Source organism: Bartonella sp. AS69XJJH, from assembly GCF_042195585.1.
In the GTDB taxonomy this organism is placed as follows: Bacteria; Pseudomonadota; Alphaproteobacteria; order Rhizobiales; family Rhizobiaceae; genus Bartonella.
In genome coordinates, this window is record NZ_JBHIOO010000006.1 from 13010 (window position 1) to 33929 (window position 20920).

13 protein-coding genes are annotated in these 20920 nt (G+C 35.5%); 9 read left to right on the top strand and 4 right to left on the bottom strand.

Features of this window, described 5'->3' with window-relative positions; translation table 11 throughout:
• The first annotated feature begins 97 nt into the window (after positions 1-97).
• Positions 98-931 (top strand): peptidoglycan-binding domain-containing protein, encoded by an 834-nt coding sequence (locus tag ACFIK6_RS04240; protein WP_375641970.1) that lies wholly within the window; start codon positions 98-100, stop codon positions 929-931.
• 1763 nt (positions 932-2694) lie between these two features.
• On the opposite strand, the gene ppdK is transcribed toward ACFIK6_RS04240, so the two are convergent.
• The 3 genes from ppdK to ACFIK6_RS04255 form a co-directional block, all read right to left on the bottom strand.
• Positions 2695-5361, bottom strand: coding sequence for a pyruvate, phosphate dikinase (ppdK, locus tag ACFIK6_RS04245; protein WP_375677406.1), 2667 nt, complete (start codon positions 5359-5361; stop codon positions 2695-2697).
• A 178-nt stretch (positions 5362-5539) separates the two neighbouring features.
• Entirely contained in the window at positions 5540-6196 is a 657-nt protein-coding gene (locus ACFIK6_RS04250) for a DsbA family protein (RefSeq protein WP_375641968.1), read from the bottom strand.
• An 82-nt stretch (positions 6197-6278) separates the two neighbouring features.
• Positions 6279-6779 (bottom strand): DUF721 domain-containing protein, encoded by a 501-nt coding sequence (locus tag ACFIK6_RS04255; RefSeq protein WP_375641967.1) that lies wholly within the window; start codon positions 6777-6779, stop codon positions 6279-6281.
• Between the two features lie 204 nt (positions 6780-6983).
• On the opposite strand from ACFIK6_RS04255, the gene mutY reads away from it, so the two are divergent.
• The gene (gene mutY / locus ACFIK6_RS04260; RefSeq protein WP_375677407.1) at positions 6984-8042 is read left to right on the top strand and encodes an A/G-specific adenine glycosylase; all 1059 of its coding nucleotides are present in this window, start codon (positions 6984-6986) and stop codon (positions 8040-8042) included.
• 747 nt (positions 8043-8789) lie between these two features.
• Here mutY and ACFIK6_RS04265 read toward each other — a convergent pair.
• Positions 8790-9878 (bottom strand): site-specific DNA-methyltransferase, encoded by a 1089-nt coding sequence (locus ACFIK6_RS04265; protein WP_375641986.1) that lies wholly within the window; start codon positions 9876-9878, stop codon positions 8790-8792.
• Between the two features lie 365 nt (positions 9879-10243).
• Between ACFIK6_RS04265 and ACFIK6_RS04270 the strand changes: the two genes are divergently transcribed.
• The 7 genes from ACFIK6_RS04270 (at position 10244) to ACFIK6_RS04300 (ending at position 20905) form a co-directional block, all read left to right on the top strand.
• A complete protein-coding gene (locus ACFIK6_RS04270; protein ID WP_375656569.1) occupies positions 10244-10939 on the top strand; it encodes an HAD family hydrolase in 696 nt (231 codons plus the stop codon).
• 1819 nt (positions 10940-12758) lie between these two features.
• Complete coding sequence (locus ACFIK6_RS04275) at positions 12759-13115, top strand: hypothetical protein (protein ID WP_273722969.1); 357 nt, start codon at positions 12759-12761, stop codon at positions 13113-13115.
• A gap of 177 nt (positions 13116-13292) precedes the next feature.
• Complete coding sequence (locus tag ACFIK6_RS04280) at positions 13293-13655, top strand: hypothetical protein (RefSeq protein WP_375641965.1); 363 nt, start codon at positions 13293-13295, stop codon at positions 13653-13655.
• 214 nt (positions 13656-13869) lie between these two features.
• Entirely contained in the window at positions 13870-14232 is a 363-nt protein-coding gene (locus tag ACFIK6_RS04285; RefSeq protein WP_375641964.1) for a hypothetical protein, read from the top strand.
• 634 nt (positions 14233-14866) lie between these two features.
• Positions 14867-16264, top strand: coding sequence for a threonine synthase (gene thrC / locus ACFIK6_RS04290; RefSeq protein WP_375677408.1), 1398 nt, complete (start codon positions 14867-14869; stop codon positions 16262-16264).
• Positions 16265-16347: 83 nt separating this feature from the next.
• Positions 16348-17622 (top strand): M16 family metallopeptidase, encoded by a 1275-nt coding sequence (locus ACFIK6_RS04295; protein ID WP_375641962.1) that lies wholly within the window; start codon positions 16348-16350, stop codon positions 17620-17622.
• 397 nt (positions 17623-18019) lie between these two features.
• Positions 18020-20905, top strand: a complete 2886-nt coding sequence (locus tag ACFIK6_RS04300) for an EAL domain-containing protein (protein WP_375641961.1) — start codon at positions 18020-18022, stop codon at positions 20903-20905.
• The last annotated feature ends 15 nt before the right edge of the window (positions 20906-20920 follow it).

The following is a 20920-nucleotide window of genomic DNA, read 5'->3' on the forward strand; positions in this document are numbered from 1 at the left end:
CACTTCTCTCTGGCTGAAAGTAAAAACTAATTCATATTCGTTTCCTAATTTATATTCGTTTCTTTGTGAAGAATAAAGGCAACTGAAAATAAAAGTAATGACAACAAAACGAAAGAAATCCCGAAAAAAAACTGTAAAACACCGTAAATACTATAGTAGTGTTGTTATAACACTTATTCTTATAATTTTTCATTTTGTTTTTTGGAGTACAAAAACTCTTTATTTCTATACACGAAAAAATACTTTATTTTTTGTTGGATCTCTTCTTTTTAGCATTAGTTTTTTATTTATTTCATTTAATGCTTTATTTTCACAAATGACAACGCATCAAAATATTTTAACTCAAATGAAATTTTCCTCTGTTCAAAGTATAGGTAAGGGCTCTACTTTATCGGAAAAAGAAGAAAAATCACTAGAACTCTCTGGTGTAACTTCTGTACATTCTCAAAGTCATAACCACACAAATTCACCTTTACCCCCTCAATCAGCAAGCATGCTGGAAAAGCAAAAAGAACTAGCAAAATTAGGACTTTATGATGGACCATTAGATGGACTGGAAGGACCTAAAACACGCCGAGCCATCACTTTATGGAAACAGCAAACTTCTCAGAGAATGCAAAAGAATTTTCTATCTGATCCCGCAACAGATGAAATTGCGATATTAATTAAGCAGAGCGAAATAGAAACAAACAATACAAACAATATGACACACTTAAAAGAAGCTATTTTAGAGCCTTCTGTCGAAGATATTATACAAGTGCAAAAAGCTTTACACATTTTTGGGAATGAGGAGGTTATTGTCACAGGAATAGAAGATCAAAAGACGATAGAAGCCTTAAAACAGTTTCAAAAAATGTTTGATCTTCCTGTAACCGGTAAAATTAATCACACAATTTTAATGAAAATGCGTGAAATTGGTTTATTAAATTGAAGCTAATCATCTACACTATAAAAATAATCTCTTAATTTATAATGATAATTCATCTTTCGCTTGTTTAATGCTCTCCTCAAACATTCCTTCATCTCAAGCCCTCTTATATTCAATCAACCAAAATGGCTTTCTTTCACATTTCATGTTGAACCATACAATTTGCTGAAAAAAAAACATAACTGATTGCAGTAAAAAGAAATATTGCAAAATAGCAAACGCGTTTGTTCTAGCATTTTTATTGCTTCTGATGATAAAAGGACACGGAATTTTTTATAGTATCACATAAACCTTTCATATTCTCGAGCGCCGAATTGTCCATATATTATCGTCCATTTGATCTCTATAAATATGACGCAAAGAATTTGTGTAAACACCTGTAAGGATAAGTAGACGTAAAGCTAGTTGTGTTATGGTTGTTGTTTTGCAAAGTGTCTGATAAAAAAACCGGCACTTCTCTCCAATCTATTGCTGGAAAGTTTTGTGTTTTATGACATTGTTTCCTAAGAAAGCGTGTGCTTTTGGTATTTCCTATAAATCAACATCCAAACCTAATGCAGCAGTATGTTTGAAACAAATGTTAAGACAGTTTAGTATTTCTCTCAGCTGTTATAGCTTTTATATGCCAAATGGAGACAAGGATATTGCGCATCTCTGTTTGCTATAATCTCTTAAAACAGGGAGACAGCCTAATTTGGGAAGAATATGAAATTTTAAGGTAGAAACCAGTTTTCATCTTTGCCATTTCCTTTTAATTCAGCTTTACGCCTTTCAAAGACATCTAAAGCAATGGCTGTAAGATAAGGGAGATCACCTATTCCCTCATGCTTTTATTTATCACGTGTCTTTTTGCGCTCACGCCCCCTCACGTAAAACAAAATGTCCAAAACGGAATATACTTGGATTGCCATTTACGGGCTTTCTTAAAAAACATCTCTTAAAGCACCCAAGCCCATTTCACAACAACGCCCGTGAATAATAACAGCAGCCCCCCACTATGTGCGCCTATCATCTTTACACTTGTGAAGAAGCAAGCCGGCACCATTACACACTGTATCTACCTTCAATTTGTAACAACTCTTGATACTTGAGACGATTCATAAGAAGCATATCCTTGCTTTATTTTTTACCCACAGACGCTCATCCCACCTGTAACATGCAAAAAACATGGTTTTGATTGATTCATTATAAAAGACGTTGAAATGAGAAAATCTTATGATATTTACAGCTTTCGTCCAATAGAGGAAATAAAAAATTATCATTATAAATCAATATATTGTATAATTTTGATATTCCTTCATAAATGTAAAGATGGTAGCGCATAGTAGAGTTTATATAGTTTGGAAAGATTTTTATAAACTTACGGGGAATTTTACATAATCCCCATTCCACGAATGTCAATGTGAAATGGGGCATCCACTAAGAGATGTCTATCTAAAACAGCATGATGTGCAAAAAAATACATTTGTTTGGAGCGTTCTATTTTGCGTGAGGAGCTCATTCCCTATAAAAAGCAACCGCGTAAATTGACTGCACAATAACACGTTTCTCTCTATCAAGAGGTTCGTCAATAAAGCGTATTAATAATACATCTTTGTCTATCCTGCTTTATATTTTCTCTCATAAACCTCTAAAAAAAACACTTTCTCACGTAACATAACTTATCTTGCATTTTAGAAGCATTTTTATTCTCTTTATTACAGAAAATAAAAGAATATATAACAATTTATTTCAGTAATAACTATACAACAAAAAATATTAACCCATTATATCCTTTTTGCTATTGCGGCTTGGGCTGCTGCTAAACGAGCAATTGGTACTCGAAAAGGAGAACATGAAACATAATCTAGGTTATTTTCTTCGCATAAAGCAATAGAGGCAGGATCGCCTCCATGTTCACCGCAAATTCCCAATTTTATTTTTGCACGCTTTGAGCGTCCACGCTGTGCAGCAATGGTAATAAGTTCCCCTACTCCATCACGGTCAATAGACACGAAAGGATCTTGCTCTAAAAGACCTTTTTGAAAATAGGTTGCCAAAAAAGGAGCAGCATCATCACGGGAAATCCCAAAAGTAGTTTGTGTCAAATCGTTTGTTCCAAATGAAAAAAATTCAGCAGTTTCAGCAATTTCATCTGCTCGAAGCGCTGCCCTTGGAAGTTCAATCATCGTCCCAACTATATATTGAATAGTGCCTCCCTTTTCTTTCATCACTTCCTCAGCAACCTGATCAATACGCGCTTTTACAAAATCAAGTTCAGATTTAAGCGCAACCAGTGGCACCATAATTTCAAGTATAACAGGAGATCCAGATTTTTGGGCAGCTTCTGCTGCTGCTTCAAAAATCGCCCGCGCTTGCATTTCTGCAATTTCAGGATAAGTAATAGCTAAACGGCATCCACGTAATCCAAGCATAGGATTAAATTCATGCAACTGCTGGGCGCGTTCAGCAAGCACTTCAGCAGAAACACCCATAGCTGTTGCAACATCAAGAATTTCTGCTTTCGTTTTAGGCAAAAATTCGTGTAATGGTGGATCTAGCAAGCGGATAGTAACAGGTAAACCACACATAATTTCAAATAATTCACCAAAATCTGAACGCTGCATTGGCAAAAGCTTATCTAGTGCTTTACGACGACCTCTTTCATCATGACTTAAAATCATTTCACGCATGGCAACAATACGTTCATCAGAAAAAAACATATGCTCCGTACGGCAAAGACCTATACCCTCAGCCCCGAAAGAGCGTCCCATACGGGCATCAGATGGTGTATCAGCATTAGCGCGAACTTTGAGACGCCGCATCCCATCAGCCCATTCCATTAATTTTGCAAAGTCTCCGCAAAGCTGAGGTTGCAACATTGCAACTTTCCCTTTGAAAATTTCTCCACTTCCACCATCAATTGTGATAATATCACCTTTTTTAAAGCTTTCTCCTGAAGCAAACAGCGTATTTGTGTTATGATCAATCCGCACACTGCCAGCACCAGAAATACATGGTTTTCCCATCCCCCGCGCAACAACAGCAGCGTGACTTGTCATACCGCCACGCGTTGTTAAAATTCCCTCTGCAGCATGCATACCATGAATATCTTCTGGGCTTGTTTCTACACGGACCAAAATAACTTTACGACCTTCCGCCGACAGAGTTTCTGCCTCTTCTGAAGTAAAAACAATTTCACCAGTTGCAGCTCCAGGAGAAGCAGGTAAACCACGTCCTATAACAAAACGTTCTGCTTTGGGATCAAGTGTTGGATGCAAAAGTTGGTCCAGCGACTTTGCATCAATACGCATCACAGCCTCTTCACGGTTTATTAACCCCTCCTCAACCATTTCAATTGCCATCTTGAGAGCCGCACGAGCCGTACGTTTTCCTGAACGAGTCTGAAGCATCCATAATTTACCTTTTTCAATGGTAAATTCGAGATCTTGCATATCCCGATAATGCTGCTCAAGCTTCTGCGCAATCTGACATAATTTCGAAAAAGCCTCAGGCATGATTTTTTCTAACGAAGGTCTATTTGAACCAGCAACAATACGTGCATTTTCTGTAATATTTTGAGGCGTTCGAATACCCGCCACAACATCTTCCCCTTGCGCATTAACTAAAAATTCACCATAAAGTTCTTTTTTCCCCGTCGATGGATTGCGTGTAAAAGCAACACCGGTTGCCGAATCTTCACCCATGTTGCCAAAAACCATAGCTTGCACATTAACTGCCGTTCCCCAACTTTCCGGAATACTATGTAAACGGCGATAAGTAACTGCACGTGCTGTCATCCAACTTGAAAAAACGGCCCCAATTGCTCCCCATAACTGCTGTTCAGGATCTTGTGGAAAAGGGGTTCCTAATTTTTCTTCAACATAGGCTTTATAAGAAATAATAACATTCTTCCAATCATCTGCTGTCATTTCTGTATCAATAGTGTAACCATTGCGTACTTTTGCTTCATCAAGAATCTCTTCAAAATACGAATGATCTAACCCCAAAACAACGTTAGAATACATTTGGATAAAACGCCGATAACTATCATAAGCAAAACGTTCATTATTAGCTTGTAAAGCAATGGCTTTTACAGTCTCATCATTCATGCCAAGGTTAAGAACTGTATCCATCATCCCTGGCATAGAAGCTCTAGCCCCTGAACGAACAGACAGCAAAAGTGGCTTTTTCTCACTCCCAAATTCACGTCCTGTTTGTTCACCAACGCGTTTTAGTGCTTGCTTAACAGATTCCTGTAGCTCTTCTGGATATGATTTGTCATGGGCATAATAAAAATTACAAACTTCTGTTGTCAGCGTAAATCCGGGTGGTACGGGCAAACCAAGATTACTCATTTCTGCCAAATTAGCCCCTTTACCTCCGAGAAGGTTACGCTCACTTGCACTTCCTTCTGCCTTTCCATCTCCAAAACTATAAACCCATTTTTTCACTGTACAAATCCTCCCATATCAGCATCAAAACATCATTCAACCTAGGCTCACTTAAAAGCAATGATTTGATTCAAAATTGACTCAACAAAAAATATCGCTTCATAAATGCATAATAATAATCCTTCCAAAAGAGATAATGACCAAAAGTATCACTATCCATCTTCTGGAAAATTAAGATTCAGTTTTTAAGAAAACTATCAATCACCGAAAAAAAATCTTCTACTTTCATGGCACCTTCATATTTACTACCATTAATAAAGAAAGTAGGTGTTGCTGTGACACCAAGCTCTTTACCGCGTTCAAAAGATGCATTTACTTCATCTAAAATGGACTGATTTTTCAAACACGCAGTAAAACTTTCATCTGTAAAACCAGCCATTAAGCCAATTTTTTTCAATGGTGTCAGAGCATCTTTTCCGAAAGCCCATTCATTTTGTTTTTGAAATAAAACTTCTATCAAAGGAAAATAGCGATCTTCTGGTGCACACCGTGCCAACATAAAACCTGCTGTTGCCCGAGGATCAAAAGCATAATCACGGAAAATAAGTTTTACTTTTCCTGTTTTGATATATTTTTTACGAATTTGGGGAAGTATATCATCATAAAAATGCGCACAATGGGTACATGTCAACGAAGCATACTCAACAATGACGACTGGTGCATCCGCCTCTCCCTCAAAGCGATCCTTTACTTTACCCGATTGGAGAAGCTCTGCCATATCAACAGTTGCCACTGGTTTTAGATCACGCGCTAAAGAAACTGTTACACTGTTTTGTACAATCGTTATGAAGAGAAAAATTATCCCGAAAGATAAAAAAGAACGATATTTTACCATAAATAATACTTTTCTGTTGTTATTAACGAATAGGAATCCAATGCTTTCTCATATATTAAAGAAAAATATATAAAATATCTTTCTATTTATTATTTTTTTCCAAGAAAATGCAACAGCCAAGTTTATAAAGTGCTTGGTGCAAGCTTTTATCTTCAATTCCTTCAAGCATTTTTTCCACGCATTTTTTGTCTTGTTCACTCAAAGGCGGTTTTAGAGGCAAGTGATTCATAAAAACCGACATACTCCTTTGCTCAATCCTGATGCGATCAATAGCAATATAGCCAAAAAATCCGTTAATTCTATGAAGTAATTCCTCTGTTTCATGCATCAATTTTAACGCAGCAAATCCTTCACATGCGACAACAAGTGTTGCTGGTTGAAAAACTTCATCTTGGTCTGCACGACGTTTCCAAATAATTTTAAGCGGTATTGTATATTCACTGATATCATAGCCCGCAATTTGTGGCCAATGTTCTATAAGCGCTACATTAAGCCCTGTTCGTTTGCGTAAAACTGGATCAAGTATTTTGTATACCGTCTCAGAAAGAGAATAAAAGATACGTTTTTTAAGTTGTTTTCTCATTTTTATATCATTGTTCAACCGCTTACTAAATTAAAATTATTTGTTTCATCTAAAAAATTATTGCCTCCTCAATCTATGGAGTATCAACAAAATAAAAAGCCTTTTCTCACCAGAGGCTTGACAATAAAAGAGAAAAAAACATGAATTACCAAATAAATAATTTTTTCTTTTGCATTTTATATCTCCCTATGCTTGAAAGCAATCATGTATGAAATTTCTTCGCACCTCCTTGCTTGGTACGATCAAAATCACAGACATCTCCCATGGCGGATTACCCCCGAAAAGCAAAAACAAGGTATCCGTCCTGATCCTTATCAAGTTTGGCTTTCTGAAATCATGCTTCAACAAACAACCGTTGAAACAGTTAAGCCTTATTTTAAAAAGTTTCTGAAACTATGGCCTGATCTTTCCTCTTTAGCAAAAGCCTCACAAGATGATATCATGAAAGCATGGGCTGGACTTGGTTATTATTCACGCGCACGTAATCTTAAAAAATGTGCGCAACAGCTTGTTGAAAACTACGCGGGACAATTTCCACAATCTGTAAAAGAATTGCGAACTCTAGCCGGCATTGGAGATTATACTGCCGCAGCTATTGCTGCAATTGCTTTTAACCACCCTGTAGCAGTGGTTGATGGTAATGTCGAACGTGTGGTAGCGCGCCTTTTTGCTATCACTTCAATATTACGAAAAGCAAAAGTTGAAATTAAAGAAAAAACACAAAAAATTACTGCTTTAAATCGTCCTGGCGACTTTGCTCAAGCAATGATGGATTTGGGAGCAACAGTTTGTACTCCACGCAAACCATCTTGTTATACCTGTCCTCTGCAATGTTTATGCAAAGCAGCAAAAACGCAACAACCGGAATCTTTTCCAGTCAAAGCCCCTAAAAAAGAACGCCCTTCAAAAACAGGTATTGCTTTTGTGGTCCTTAATAAAAAGAGACAAATTTATTTGGAAAAACGACAGACGCAAAAACTCCTTGGTGGAATGACCCAAATTCCTAACAATATTGGCATAAACAACGAAAATGGGCTCCAAAACGCACCCTTTACGGCTAATTGGCAATTCAAAGGACAAATTACGCATGTTTTTACTCACTTTTCTCTAAAGCTCGATGTTTACTATACCGAGGATGTTCATGAAATGAACTGTGAAAATGGTTGGTGGTGTAACATTCAACATCTTGCCGAAGAAGCATTACCTACTGTTATGAAAAAAGCCATTTCCGTAGCGCTTCCCAATTCTTTCAGTTTTAAATAATCTTTCCTATTCGTAAAAATATTTTCTAACGGAGACTTTTGTATCTCTAGCGACCATTTCTTAATCTGAAAAATTTAAAAAAATGAAATAACCAATTTTTTCTACAAATAAGAATGAAGGAGGGATAGAAAAGCTTAGATTTAAATTTCAGGATCTATCCTTTTTTCGCTCATGAAGGAGCAAATCGGCACCATCATTATATTTACCAATCCCCTACAACAACCCTTGGCACTTGAAACAGTTCATAAAAAGTACTTTTAGTTCTTTCTTTAACAATTTTTATTCACACGCCAACTCCGCTGATGACATGTAAGCAAGTAAATTTCATTGATTCAATATGGAACAGGTCCGAAATAAGAAAATTTGACGATATTCGGGGAAAACCTCAATGTGAATAACGCTAAATTATCTTTATAAATCAATTATATCATACACACTTTACAGATGTGCGTATTATCTCAAAAAAGCACTTAATTTTGTACTTCTGAATGAGCCTTTTAATTCTGGTCTTTCATTTTCACAAAATTATATTGAAATTTTACTATTTTGAAACTCAAATGAGAACATAGAGTGAAAGTTTCTCATTTTAATTTCTTCTACAAGAAGCAAAAAATACTCGCTTGCCGCTTACAAGTGGGATTAGTGTGTCAATAAACAACATCTAAGAAAGGCATAAAACACCTTCACCTCGATCTCAATCAAGATCAGGTACATTAGTGATCAATAGAATGAAGCAATCAGCTTAGTTCATACAACACCCGTTTTTAACATTTGTGAACGTATGATCATTCTTAAATGATCTATGGACTTCAACCGTCCATTTTCCTCATAATACCAAAAAGTCCAACCATTACAACTCTGCGAATCTTGAGCTTTTCTTCCCATTGCGTGAATTGAGCCCGCTTCACCACCATGCATAATCGTACCATCAGCTCTTACAATAGCAGATACTTGCTTCTTGCGATCATAAAGAACTTCTCCGGGATAGAGTAAACCTGCTTCAAGCAAACTGTTGAATGCTACGCGCGGTTCTGCTTTTTTTCTATCCAAAATCGCTAGTTCTGGTTGCGCTAAAGGTTTAACCGCAGCAATTCTCTCACATGCTGCATCAATGTAATCTTGCTCGCGTTCAATCCCAACAAAATCACGCCCTAAAAGCTTGGCAACAGCCCCTGTTGTTCCCGAACCAAAAAACGGATCAAGAATAACATCGCCAGGTTTACTAGAAGCCATAATAATACGCGCTAATAATGCTTGCGGTTTTTGTGTTGGATGTAATTTACGCCCTGAATCATCTTTTAAACGTTCAGCTCCAGTGCAGAGAGGGAAAAGCCAATCTGAACGCATTTGTAGATCTTCATTTGCCGCTTTTAAGGCATCATAATTAAATGTGTACTTTTTATCTTTTTGATCTCGCACGGCCCAAATAAGCGTCTCATGCGCATTTTGAAAACGTCGCCCTCGAAAATTAGGCATCGGATTATTTTTGCGCCAAATAATATCATTAAGCATCCAAAAACCTAAATCTTGTAATGCCGTCCCAACTCGAAAAATATTATGGTAAGATCCGATAACCCAAAGTGTTCCGTTGGGCTTTAATACACGACGACAAGCAAGCAACCATGCACGGGTAAACGCATCATAAGCAGCAAAACTCTCAAACTGATCCCATGCATCATCAACCGCATCAACAAGCGAATGATCTGGACGATATAAAGCTCCATCCAATTGTAAATTATAGGGTGGATCCGCAAAAATCATATCAACCGAATGTTTTGGCAGTTTTTCTAGAACGGAAACACAATCTCCTTTAAAAATTTTATTGCGCCATGGCATCTGTGAGGGAGTACGAAGAAAATCTTTTTGAAGCTGAATAACTGTCATGAAAAACCCAACAAAATTAACTGAATTTGCCCTATAATCAATCAAAATAGTTTATAGGCCCGCATTACCAATCTATATTTACAAAATAGCGTAAACGTATCGTTAAAATTCTATAAAATTGATAATTGTTTTTTTAAGTAAAAAAACTTTCATATGAATGAAACCTTATTTTTCTTTTTTTCAATGTCCTGTTCCCATATCTTTTATTTCGTAAAATAATTAAGAATCATTTTCAAAGCGTATTTTTATGAAATAAGGTCCTCTCAATATCGTTTTTATGAAAGTTGTCCATCTCGTAACATGTAAAGGAATATCTTATGCCTCAGATAGATCTTATTATTTTTGATTGTGACGGGGTTCTCGTCGACTCTGAATATCTTGCAGCAAAAATTGGATCTCAATTGCTCAAACAAACAGGATATGAAATATCACCCGAAGAATTGAGTGAGCGTTTTGCAGGGCTTATCTTTCGCGATATTCTTAAACACGTTGAACAGGAAACAGAAAAACCAATTTCTGCTCATCTCATAGATCAGATGACTAATATTTTTCGTACACAAATAAAAACTGAATTACGGGCTATCGATGATGTAAGAGAAGCTGTAGAAATTATTCAAACACGCTATCCCTACTGTATCTGCTCTAATGCAAAAAGCGTAGATATAAAAGAGATGCTCACCACGGTTGATCTCTATAACCTTTTTGAAGGTAAAATATTTTCAGCACCTGAAGTTGGAACAAAAAGAACGAAACCGGCCCCTGATGTTTTCCTTTTTGCCGCACAACAATTACAAGTAGAGCCCAAAAACACTATCGTTATAGAAGATTCAATTCATGGTGTCCACGCAGCCATAGCAGCAGGCATGCGTGTCATCGGCTTTACGGGAGGATCACATAGCTATCTTGGTCACTCTAATGCCCTTGCAGAAGCTGGCGCAGAAACAGTTATCGCAAAACATGCTCATTTAGGAGAAGTCTTAGAAGCAATGGCAGTATGGCGAGATCTATTATAAAAAAAACTCTTGGATATATCAGTTTGTAAACTCTTGTAAGAAGCATTTTTATTCAAATACCCTTCTCTTCTCGCTGCTCCTTTTATAATAACTTCAATAAATGTGTAATTCACGACACAAGTGAATTGCATCTCAATGTGAAGGAAAAAATATAGCACCTCGTTGAACAATCATAAGTCAGTTAACCATTGCACGTGCTTTAAAAAAACAAAAAACAGGGGTGCAAACTCATAACAATCAAACCCTGCTTATCTATCTCAACTCCGATATCCCACTCCCAACCTCAGCAGCCCAGCCTGATAAATTATTATATGTATCAAAAAGGAATATTACGATACCTTGCTCGATAAGATGTGAAAATTGCGATGCCAAAACCACGTCCTCTCAGCTTATTACGTACATTACCCAACATAGTAAAATTGTAGTGTATGTGCGTATTGATCCTGGGGGAACACGTTAAAATTCGCGGAATCTATGAAATGCAAGAGTTTACTGAAAACAACAAAAGAGTCCTTGTTGAGTTAGAAGGGCTTATATTTACTCAATCCAAATCTCGTAAACTTATTGAAGGCTTATTTACTTTGCTGCTTCAACAGTAATTTAACAGCATCAATTGGTACAACCTTCCTAAGATTACAAAAGACAAAAAGAATACATTCTTATGAAGATGTGCATTTTATAAAAAACATTTCATACCAAGTCATTCGTAGACAACATATTGATTTATAATCATCAATTTTATCATTATTCAAATTAAACAAAAAACCGAATATTGTAAGATTCCCTCATTTCAAATCTGGTTGAATCAAATAAATAAAGAAATAAAAATGCCTCTTAATGAATCATCTCAAAAGGCAAAGATTGTAGCAACATTAGGAGCGAGCAAAGCGTATGGCGATGCCATCTTTTTTCTTTATAAACGTCAAAGATTCTGATGCCCTAAGAATTTTATATTATGGGGATTTACCATTGTATCACTCATGTGCATCATTGCAGAATAGGCTTGAGTACCTTGAGAAGGGTTTCTTAAAAAAGCACATAAATATGAAACATATAATCATGTAAAACAACGTAAAGAGATACCAGTAGTTGCTCAAAATTTTCCGAAAGCACTTAATAGACTTTTTAAATAAGCAATGAAATCAGATCTTTTCAAAAGTAATCCCACTTTAAGAAAAACACTCTTTCTAAAAATAAAAGTGGCTTTTCAGTTTAAAAAGAAGAAAATGTTAAAAAATATTATCCAATGCTGATCTTTCGGCACTTATAAATATGTAGGAATTTATATTCTTCTATACACAGCTTTGCATCATAGTAATATGCTGTTCACATTGGCGAAATAAAGATTATATCATTTATCTTTATCCAATTAGAGCCCTATTTTATACGATGATAGAACTATATATTTTTAGCATCTATAATAAATACTATGAATCATGAAATTTTATCGTGTCAATTTATAATAGATACTAAATAATTTTTATATATTTAGTATGTAAAAATTTTGATCAATTTTATTATCTATGAATGTATTAAAAAATAATATTAATATCATTTTATAAAAATTATATGATAACCACATGTTATTTATATATAACACATAACGAAATATTTCATAAAATTTTTAAGAATATTTTTGTAATTATTACTGTTACTTTTTTACAATAATGTTTATTAAAAATTACAGTTATATTTTTATATGTATTTTTATTATTGACTAAAAATACATATTGAAATAATATATTTTATATAGGGTGAGATATATAAACATTATGTATATTTCTTACATATATAATTTAAGAATATTTGAGGTAAAGTTATGGTAAAAATATTTAAAAATTATATCTTAAGCATTTTTATAGCGAGCACTTTTTTTATTTCACAAACTGTAAATGTTAATGCAAACTATTTGAAAAACGATACTCCAAAAGAGGAACTTTCTGTTTCCCCAATGGAACAAGTAAAATATGCGAAATCCAATGTAGTTTCTACGGCTGCTTCCTATGTTCCATCTGTAAATTATAAAACAGAAAATGGAACAACAAGTGAAGGAAAATTTGAAAAGGTCGTTGAACCTATGACTATAGGAATGGGATTATTGCTTACTGGATATGCAATGAGTTTTATAGGATCAATAATAAGTTGGATAAAGGACATAGTATTGATGTTCAAATAATTCAACCTCATCTAGAACTCTAGAATAATAGCTTCATTGTGTTTCTATAATTCATTGTAAATAATTACATAATGAAGCTCACCTTTCTACAAAAGATAAATGTTGTAGATTATATCCAAATATCCAAAGTATAAATTTACACATATATTGAATAGTATAAAATATTTGAGGTAAATTATGATTAAATTGTTTAAAAATCATATGTTAAGTATTTGCATTATGTCTGCCTTTTCTCTTTCTCAGGTTGTAAATGTGCATGCAAACTCTTTGCAAAATAATACTCATCGTGAGAATATTTCTGTTTCTACAATAGAGCAGAAAAGAAAGGATGCAATCCATACCGTTTCTCTCTATAGACCCAGTCTAAATCGTGGAATGGATAATGAAACTACTATTGAAGGAAAATTTGAAAAGGTCGTTGAACCTCTTACAATCGGGAATTTTGGTATGGGGATGGCACTTGGATATGCATCAAGTACGATAGGCATGTTTTTAGGATGGATCATAAGTAAAATAATATCGTATTTTACATCTCGTTAAAATTGAAATTTCATCAGAATAAAACCTTCTCATATGAAATGTAAACTATGGATATATTCTGTGTTGACCCATTATTGATGACAAAAAACTAATGAATTATCACACTAAGAATGAAAAAAGCTTTAAATGCTTCTGTTTCTCTCGATGTGTACTAATTCTGCCGATGCATCTATTCAATTCAGATTAAAATAAAATAAAAGATTGGTGATAAATTATGATTAAAGTATTGAAAACTTACGTATTAAATATTTTAATAGCAGTTTCTTTTTTGCTTTCACAAGTTATAAATGTTCATGCCAATCATTGGAAAAATGATACTCAATGGGAAACTGTCTCTTTAATAGAACAAGGAAAGAAAAAAGCTATCGATATAGCTGCTCTTTATGTCCCAAGTTTCACTCATAAAGCAAAAAGTGAATCTGCCTTTGAAGGAAAATTTGAGAAAGTGTTTGAACCAATTACGCTAGGAATTTTTTCTACAGTAGGAGCTTTGGGTTTTGGATTTTTGACTGGATTTGTTATGTCCATATTTAGCGGGATAATCGGATGTGCAATAGGAAAAATTAAAGGAAAATAATTCAAAGATACTCCGTGATTTTTTCTATTTAAAATAAGAATATTTTACAGCCTGCTTCACATCATTTAGCAGGCTGTTTTTATGTTTTCTATGGATAAACTTTCGGTTACCATCCTGTATAGCACAAATATAATATCTATTATTATACAAAATGATAAATTAAGCTAAAAAAGAGTATTCAAAGTATAGATTTGCGCATGAAATGCCATAAAATTACCTTATAAATCTTCTATTATGAATCTTGATATGTATAGTTTTAAATTCATTTTAGCAGATTTAATTATTACAAAGTATAAGAGTATAAAATAACTATGAATGGTTGAGTTTTACAAAAAAATCTTCAATAAATACCATTCTATCTATTTGGTTTTATTATTTAAGTAAGGTGTACAAGTGAAGATACGTTGTAAAATTTAAGTGAATGAATAATAGAGAGAAAATTTTCGACTGTAACAGATTTTCTGTGCACATTTGACGTTTATATCTCAAAAATAAAAATGCTTAAGACTCTTTCCTTTCATTATTGAGTTAAAAAGAAGAAAAGAAACTCTATCCATTTAATAATTTAAATATTATGAAAAACGTGAAATAAATAACTTCACCAATTTGCCCGAAATAAAAAAGGATAAGACTTATGGAATATATCAGCACGAGAGGTGAAGCTCCTGCTTTAAGCTTTACGGAAACGATCATGACAGGATTGGCAAGTGATGGGGGACTTTATCTGCCAGATAAATTTCCTCAGCTATCATTTGATGCGTTACGAGCACTTCGTGGTCAGTCCTATACAACAATTGCTAAAACTATTCTGTGGCCCTTTGTGAATAACGAAATCGAATATACAGCTTTTGAAAAGATGATCGCTGAATCTTATGCAACCTTTCACCATCCAGCAATCTGTCCGTTACGACAAACTGGAACAGATGAATTTATCCTTGAACTCTTTCATGGTCCTACTTTAGCTTTTAAAGATGTAGCAATGCAGTTTCTTTCTCGACTGATGGATTATGTTTTGACTGAAAAAAATAGATGTGCAACGATTATTGCTGCAACATCAGGTGATACAGGAGGAGCTGCAATACAAGCTTTTGCTGGAAAAGAACACTCAGATATTTTTATTTTATTTCCTAAAGGACGTGTATCACCTGTTCAACAACGGCAAATGACCACCAACCAATGTTCAAATGTTCATGCCATTGCCATTGAAGGAAATTTTGATGATTGCCAAGCTCTTGTCAAAGCAATGTTTAATGACCACAATTTTCGTAAAAAAAGAGCGCTTTCAGGTGTTAATTCTATAAATTGGGCGCGTATTATGGCGCAAATTGTTTACTATTTTTCATCTGCACTTTCCTTAGGATCTCCTGATAGAGCTGTTTCATTTACTGTTCCTACTGGAAATTTTGGTGATATTTTTGCAGGTTACGTTGCAGCCCGTATGGGATTACCCATTGCTCAACTGGTCATCGCAACGAATGATAACGACATCCTTGTACGTACATTGATCAGTGGTACTTACGAAACACAACCAATAGTCCATACAACATCACCTTCTATGGATATTCAGGTCTCTTCTAATTTTGAACGTTTGCTCTTTGAAAGTGGCAATCGTGATCCAAAGTGGATTCGCAATGCAATGGAAAACTTGAAACAATCAGGACATTTTACTCTTAATGAAAAGCAACTCAAAAATATTCGTTCCCTATTTTCCGCTGGGAAAAGCACCATGGCTGCAACAGCTCAAACAATTGATAGTGTCTATAAAGAAAGTGGCTATCTTGTTGATCCACATACAGCCGTCGCTCTTCAAGTAGCGCGTGAAAACAAAAAACCGCATATTCCAATGATTGTCCTTGCCACGGCTCATCCAGCTAAATTTCCTGATACTATTAAAAGTGCTTGTGGCCTGCATGCCCCATGGCCATCTCATCTCAATGATGTAATGAAACGCGAAGAACACTTTATAAGTCTTGCTAATGATGAAAAAATAGTAAAAGATTATATCTCTTTAAAATCACGTGCATCTTATTAAAGTTAGCTGCATTAATTTAAATCAAGAATATTCTAATACCCTTACAATGAGGTATTTAGCTTACTTAATGGAGTTGTAAATACATGGATGTAGATATATGTCGCCTTAGTAATGGTTTGACTATCGCCACACATACAATGCAACAAATTGATAGTGTTGCCCTCGGGATATGGGTTAAAGTAGGCTCACGCAATGAAACCTCTACACAGCATGGTATCGCTCATCTTCTTGAACATATGGCTTTTAAAGGAACCGAAAACCGCACTGCTTTTCAAATTGCAACCGATATTGAAGATGTTGGCGGTGAAATCAATGCCACAACCAGTATTGAAACAACAGCTTACTTTGCACGTGTACTTAAAAGCGATATTCCACTTGCTATAGACATTTTGGCCGATATTTTAATGCATTCAAAATTTGACGACGATGAACTAGAACGAGAAAAACAAGTAATCTTTCAGGAAATTGGTGCCGCCCATGACACTCCTGATGATATTGTTTTTGATCACTTTACAGAAACAGCCTTTCGTCATCAATCCCTTGGGCGCTCTATTTTAGGAACAGCTAAAACTATTCAATCATTTACATCTACTGATCTCCATGATTTCATCAATAAACAATATAGTGCAGATCGTATGATTGTCGTTGCTGCAGGAGCTGTAGAGCACGAAAGTTTCTTGCGAGAAGTTGAAAGTCGTCTTGGTACTTTTCGCTCCCATTCAACCGCACCTCTTACTAATCTTGCAAATTATGTCGGTGGCGACTTTCGTGAATATCGCGATTTAATGGATACACAAGTTGTTTTAGGGTTTGAAGGGCGTGCTTATCACGCGCGTGATTTTTATGCGGCCCAAATTCTTTCAATCATTCTTGGTGGTGGTATGTCTTCACGTCTTTTTCAAGAGGTAAGAGAGAAACGTGGATTATGCTATTCTATCTATGCTTTTCATTGGGGATTTTCAGATACTGGGCTTTTTGGTGTTCACGCAGCTACCAGACAAGAAGGGCTCAAAGAACTTATTCCTGTGATTCTTGATGAACTTTCCAAGGTCAGCAAAAATATTCACGCCAATGAACTGCAACGAGCACAAACGCAATATCGTGCGAATCTGACAATGTCACAGGAAAATCCCTCTAGTCAAGCACACCTCATTGCTCGCCAAATACTCCTTTATGGTCGACCAATTCCAATATCGGAAACAATTGAACGCCTCAGTCTCATCACTCCTCAAAGATTAACTGATTTAGCACATCGTCTTTTTACAAACTCCACGCCAACACTAACTGCTGTTGGACCTGTAGGACCCCTCATAAATTTTGATGATTTAACGTCAACACTTTCATACAAGCTAAAGTAAAAACTTCTTTTCAAAGCAGCATCACATAACATACACATATTTTATCATAAAATTTACCACAAAAGCTCTCCTCATTAAATAAGTTTTGGAAATATTGGGCAAAGAAGCGTACAAAACTACCCAATTCATACTTCATGTGATAAAGATTCTAATAAGTGAAGGTATATTTGTGAAATCTGGAATTTCATGGTTTAACTTTGCCCTTTTAAAATATAAAATTTCATTCGCTTCAAGTTCCATTGAAGCAAATGGTATGTAGTTTATTTGTATATAAAACCACATAACTTAAGAAAAAGTGATAACAATTTATTATGTAGATAAATTATAAAAGGTGGGCGTTTTTTCTCAGAAATCGAAATGAAAATTAAACATCCTAAAATATTGAGAGTGGGACATTGTGAAGAGTTTGCGTAAAATAATTGACATCATTTTCATTGTAGTCGTTAGTTCTCTTGTCCATCTTACATCAGCACAAGCAATTGAACCAGTTAAAATTTCTCCTCAGGATGCTGCGCTTGATCTTTCACAAGCAATTGAAATTCACCATACAAACAACTCTATTTTTCAAACAAGTACAGCGCCAGGACCAGATGGTATTGTATGGCGTATTGAGGTGCAGGCAAAAAATGAAAATTTTTCCGGAAATTGGGCAGTTTTTTCTCTTGCAAATCCAACAGATGAACAAATCGATCGTCTCATCGTTGCTCCCCATTACCGCATGGCGCATTCTGGATTTTTTTGGCCCGACCTTGGATCAGCAAGGATTCAATCCATAACGCCAAGCGAAGGTTTTTCCCTCGATCGTCAACTTAGTGCAAACTCTGATATCTTTCGTATTACCCTTAACCCAGGTGCGGTTGTTACATTTGTGGCCGAACTTAACTCTGCCAATCTACCGCAAATCTATTTATGGCAACCTGAAGCTTATAAAGATGCAATTAATTCTTATACGCTTTATCATGGTATTCTTCTTGGGATATCGGGTCTCTTAGCGCTTTTGTTAACTGTTCTCTTCGTCGTCCGTGGAACAGGGCTGTTTCCTGCAACAGCTGCTGTTGCTTGGGCCGTGCTTTTTTATATTGGTATTGACTTCAACTTTTTAAATAAATTCTTTGCAGTTACACTCACAACACAACCAATCTGGCGTGCTGGTACAGAAGTAGCACTTACTGCTACACTCTTCATTTTTCTTTTTACCTATCTCAGCCTTAACCGCTGGCATTATCATTTTAGTTACGGTGCTATCGCTTGGACCATTGCCTTTTGCAGTCTGGGAGCCTTTGCTATTTATGATCCAATTAGAGCAGCTGGAATTGCGCGTTTGTCTTTTGGCCTTACCGCTGTGCTTGGTATACTATTAATCATCTATTTCTCAATCAGAAGCTATGACCGCGCTATTATGCTTATTCCAACATGGTTGCTTATTAGCTTTTGGTGTGTTGGAGCCTATGCCTGTATAGCTGGATATTTAAACAATGATATTATCCAGCCAGCATTAGCGGGGGGATTAGTGCTCATTGTTCTTCTCATCAGCTTTACTGTCCTGCAACAAACTTTTTCTAATGACGCTTTCCATGAAGGAATATTTTCCGACCTTGAACAACAAGTACTCGCAGCAAAGGGAGCTGGAAATATTATTTGGGATTGGAACATTGAGCGTGACCGTATTGTTGTGCATCCAAACATGGCAACCCTTTTTGGTACTGAAATTCATAACCTCAATGGACCTATGCGCAACTGGATTTCAGCCTTGCACCATGATGATCGTGAACGCTTTCAAGCTGTATTAGATATCATTCTTAAAAATAAAAAAGGGCGCATTGATCAAATTTTTCGGCTTTCTTCCGGTGGTGGTTATTATCATTGGTTTTCTCTTCGTGCACGTCCGGCTATGCAAAAAGATGGGAAAATCACACGTGTCATTGGAACCATTGTCAATATTACTAACCATAAAAAATCCGAAGAACGCTTATTGCATGATGCAATCCACGACAGCTTAACCGGCCTTCCTAACCAACAAGTTTTCTTTGATAGACTACAAAATTATACCTCTTTGGCGAAAGCAAATATCAAAATTAGACCGACTGTCTTTATGATTGATTTTGACAATTTTCGCCAAATTAATCGCAAATTAGGCATAGCAGTTGGGGATACTGTATTGCTTATAATCGCACGTCGTTTAAACCGTCTTATTAACTTTCAAGACACCTTATCGCGACTTTCAGCAGACCGCTTTGCAATTATTTTACTCAGTGAAACTGAACCACAAAAAATTGCAGCATTTGCAGATCATTTGCACAAAACAATTTCAGCACCTATTTCACTTTCAGAAAACAAAATAATCCTTTCAACGTCTATCGGATTGGTTACATGGAGTGAAAGCCGATCGACGGCTAAAGATATTTTTAATGATAGTGAATTAGCGATGATTCGTGCAAAACAAATGGGCGGAAACCATATAGAACCTTTTCGTCCTAATTTTCGCACTTTGGGTCTCGAACATAATACTCTGGAGAAAGATGTTCATTATGCCATAAAACGTAATGAGATAAAAATCCTCTACCATCCTATTCTTAATTTATCAGATGGACATATTATTGGTTTTGAAACAATTGTAGAATGGCATCATCCCACTTATGGAAATTTAAATGTCTCTGATTTCATAAAAATCGTAGAAAACGAACAAATTGTTATGGATTTGTCACAATTTATCATCGATAATGCTATTATTGATCTTATAAATGTACAAGAAAAGTTTTCCCAACAATCTTTCTTTATTTCAATTAATTTACCAAGCGCAGAAATGATTCATCCTCGTTTTATCAGTCAATTGCGCGCCGCTTTGCTTCGCCATCCGCTCCACAAAGGGCGTTTGATGATTGAAATATCTGAATTTGTCTTAAGAAATAATCCTGAACAATCAGCGCACTTTCTCGAACAAATTAAGACACTTGGAATGAATCTCGCACTCGATAATTTTGGAACAGGTTATTCGTCTCTGACCTATCTCGTACGTTATCCATTTGATATGGTTAAACTTGATCGTTCACTTATCTCAATCGACTCTCTTAAAAAGAAAATTGTTCTAAAGTCTATCATTAATATGGCAACAGATCTTAATTTGCAAATTATCGCAGAAGGTGTTGAAAATGAAAAAGAAGCAATCTTCCTCCGTCAAGAAGGCTGTAAATATGTTCAAAGTACACTTGTGACGAAACCGATTGCCATAGAAGAATTAATTACGCTCGTTCAGAGCCATTTCCCTTATAAAATAAAAACATAAGGGATAAAATAACGT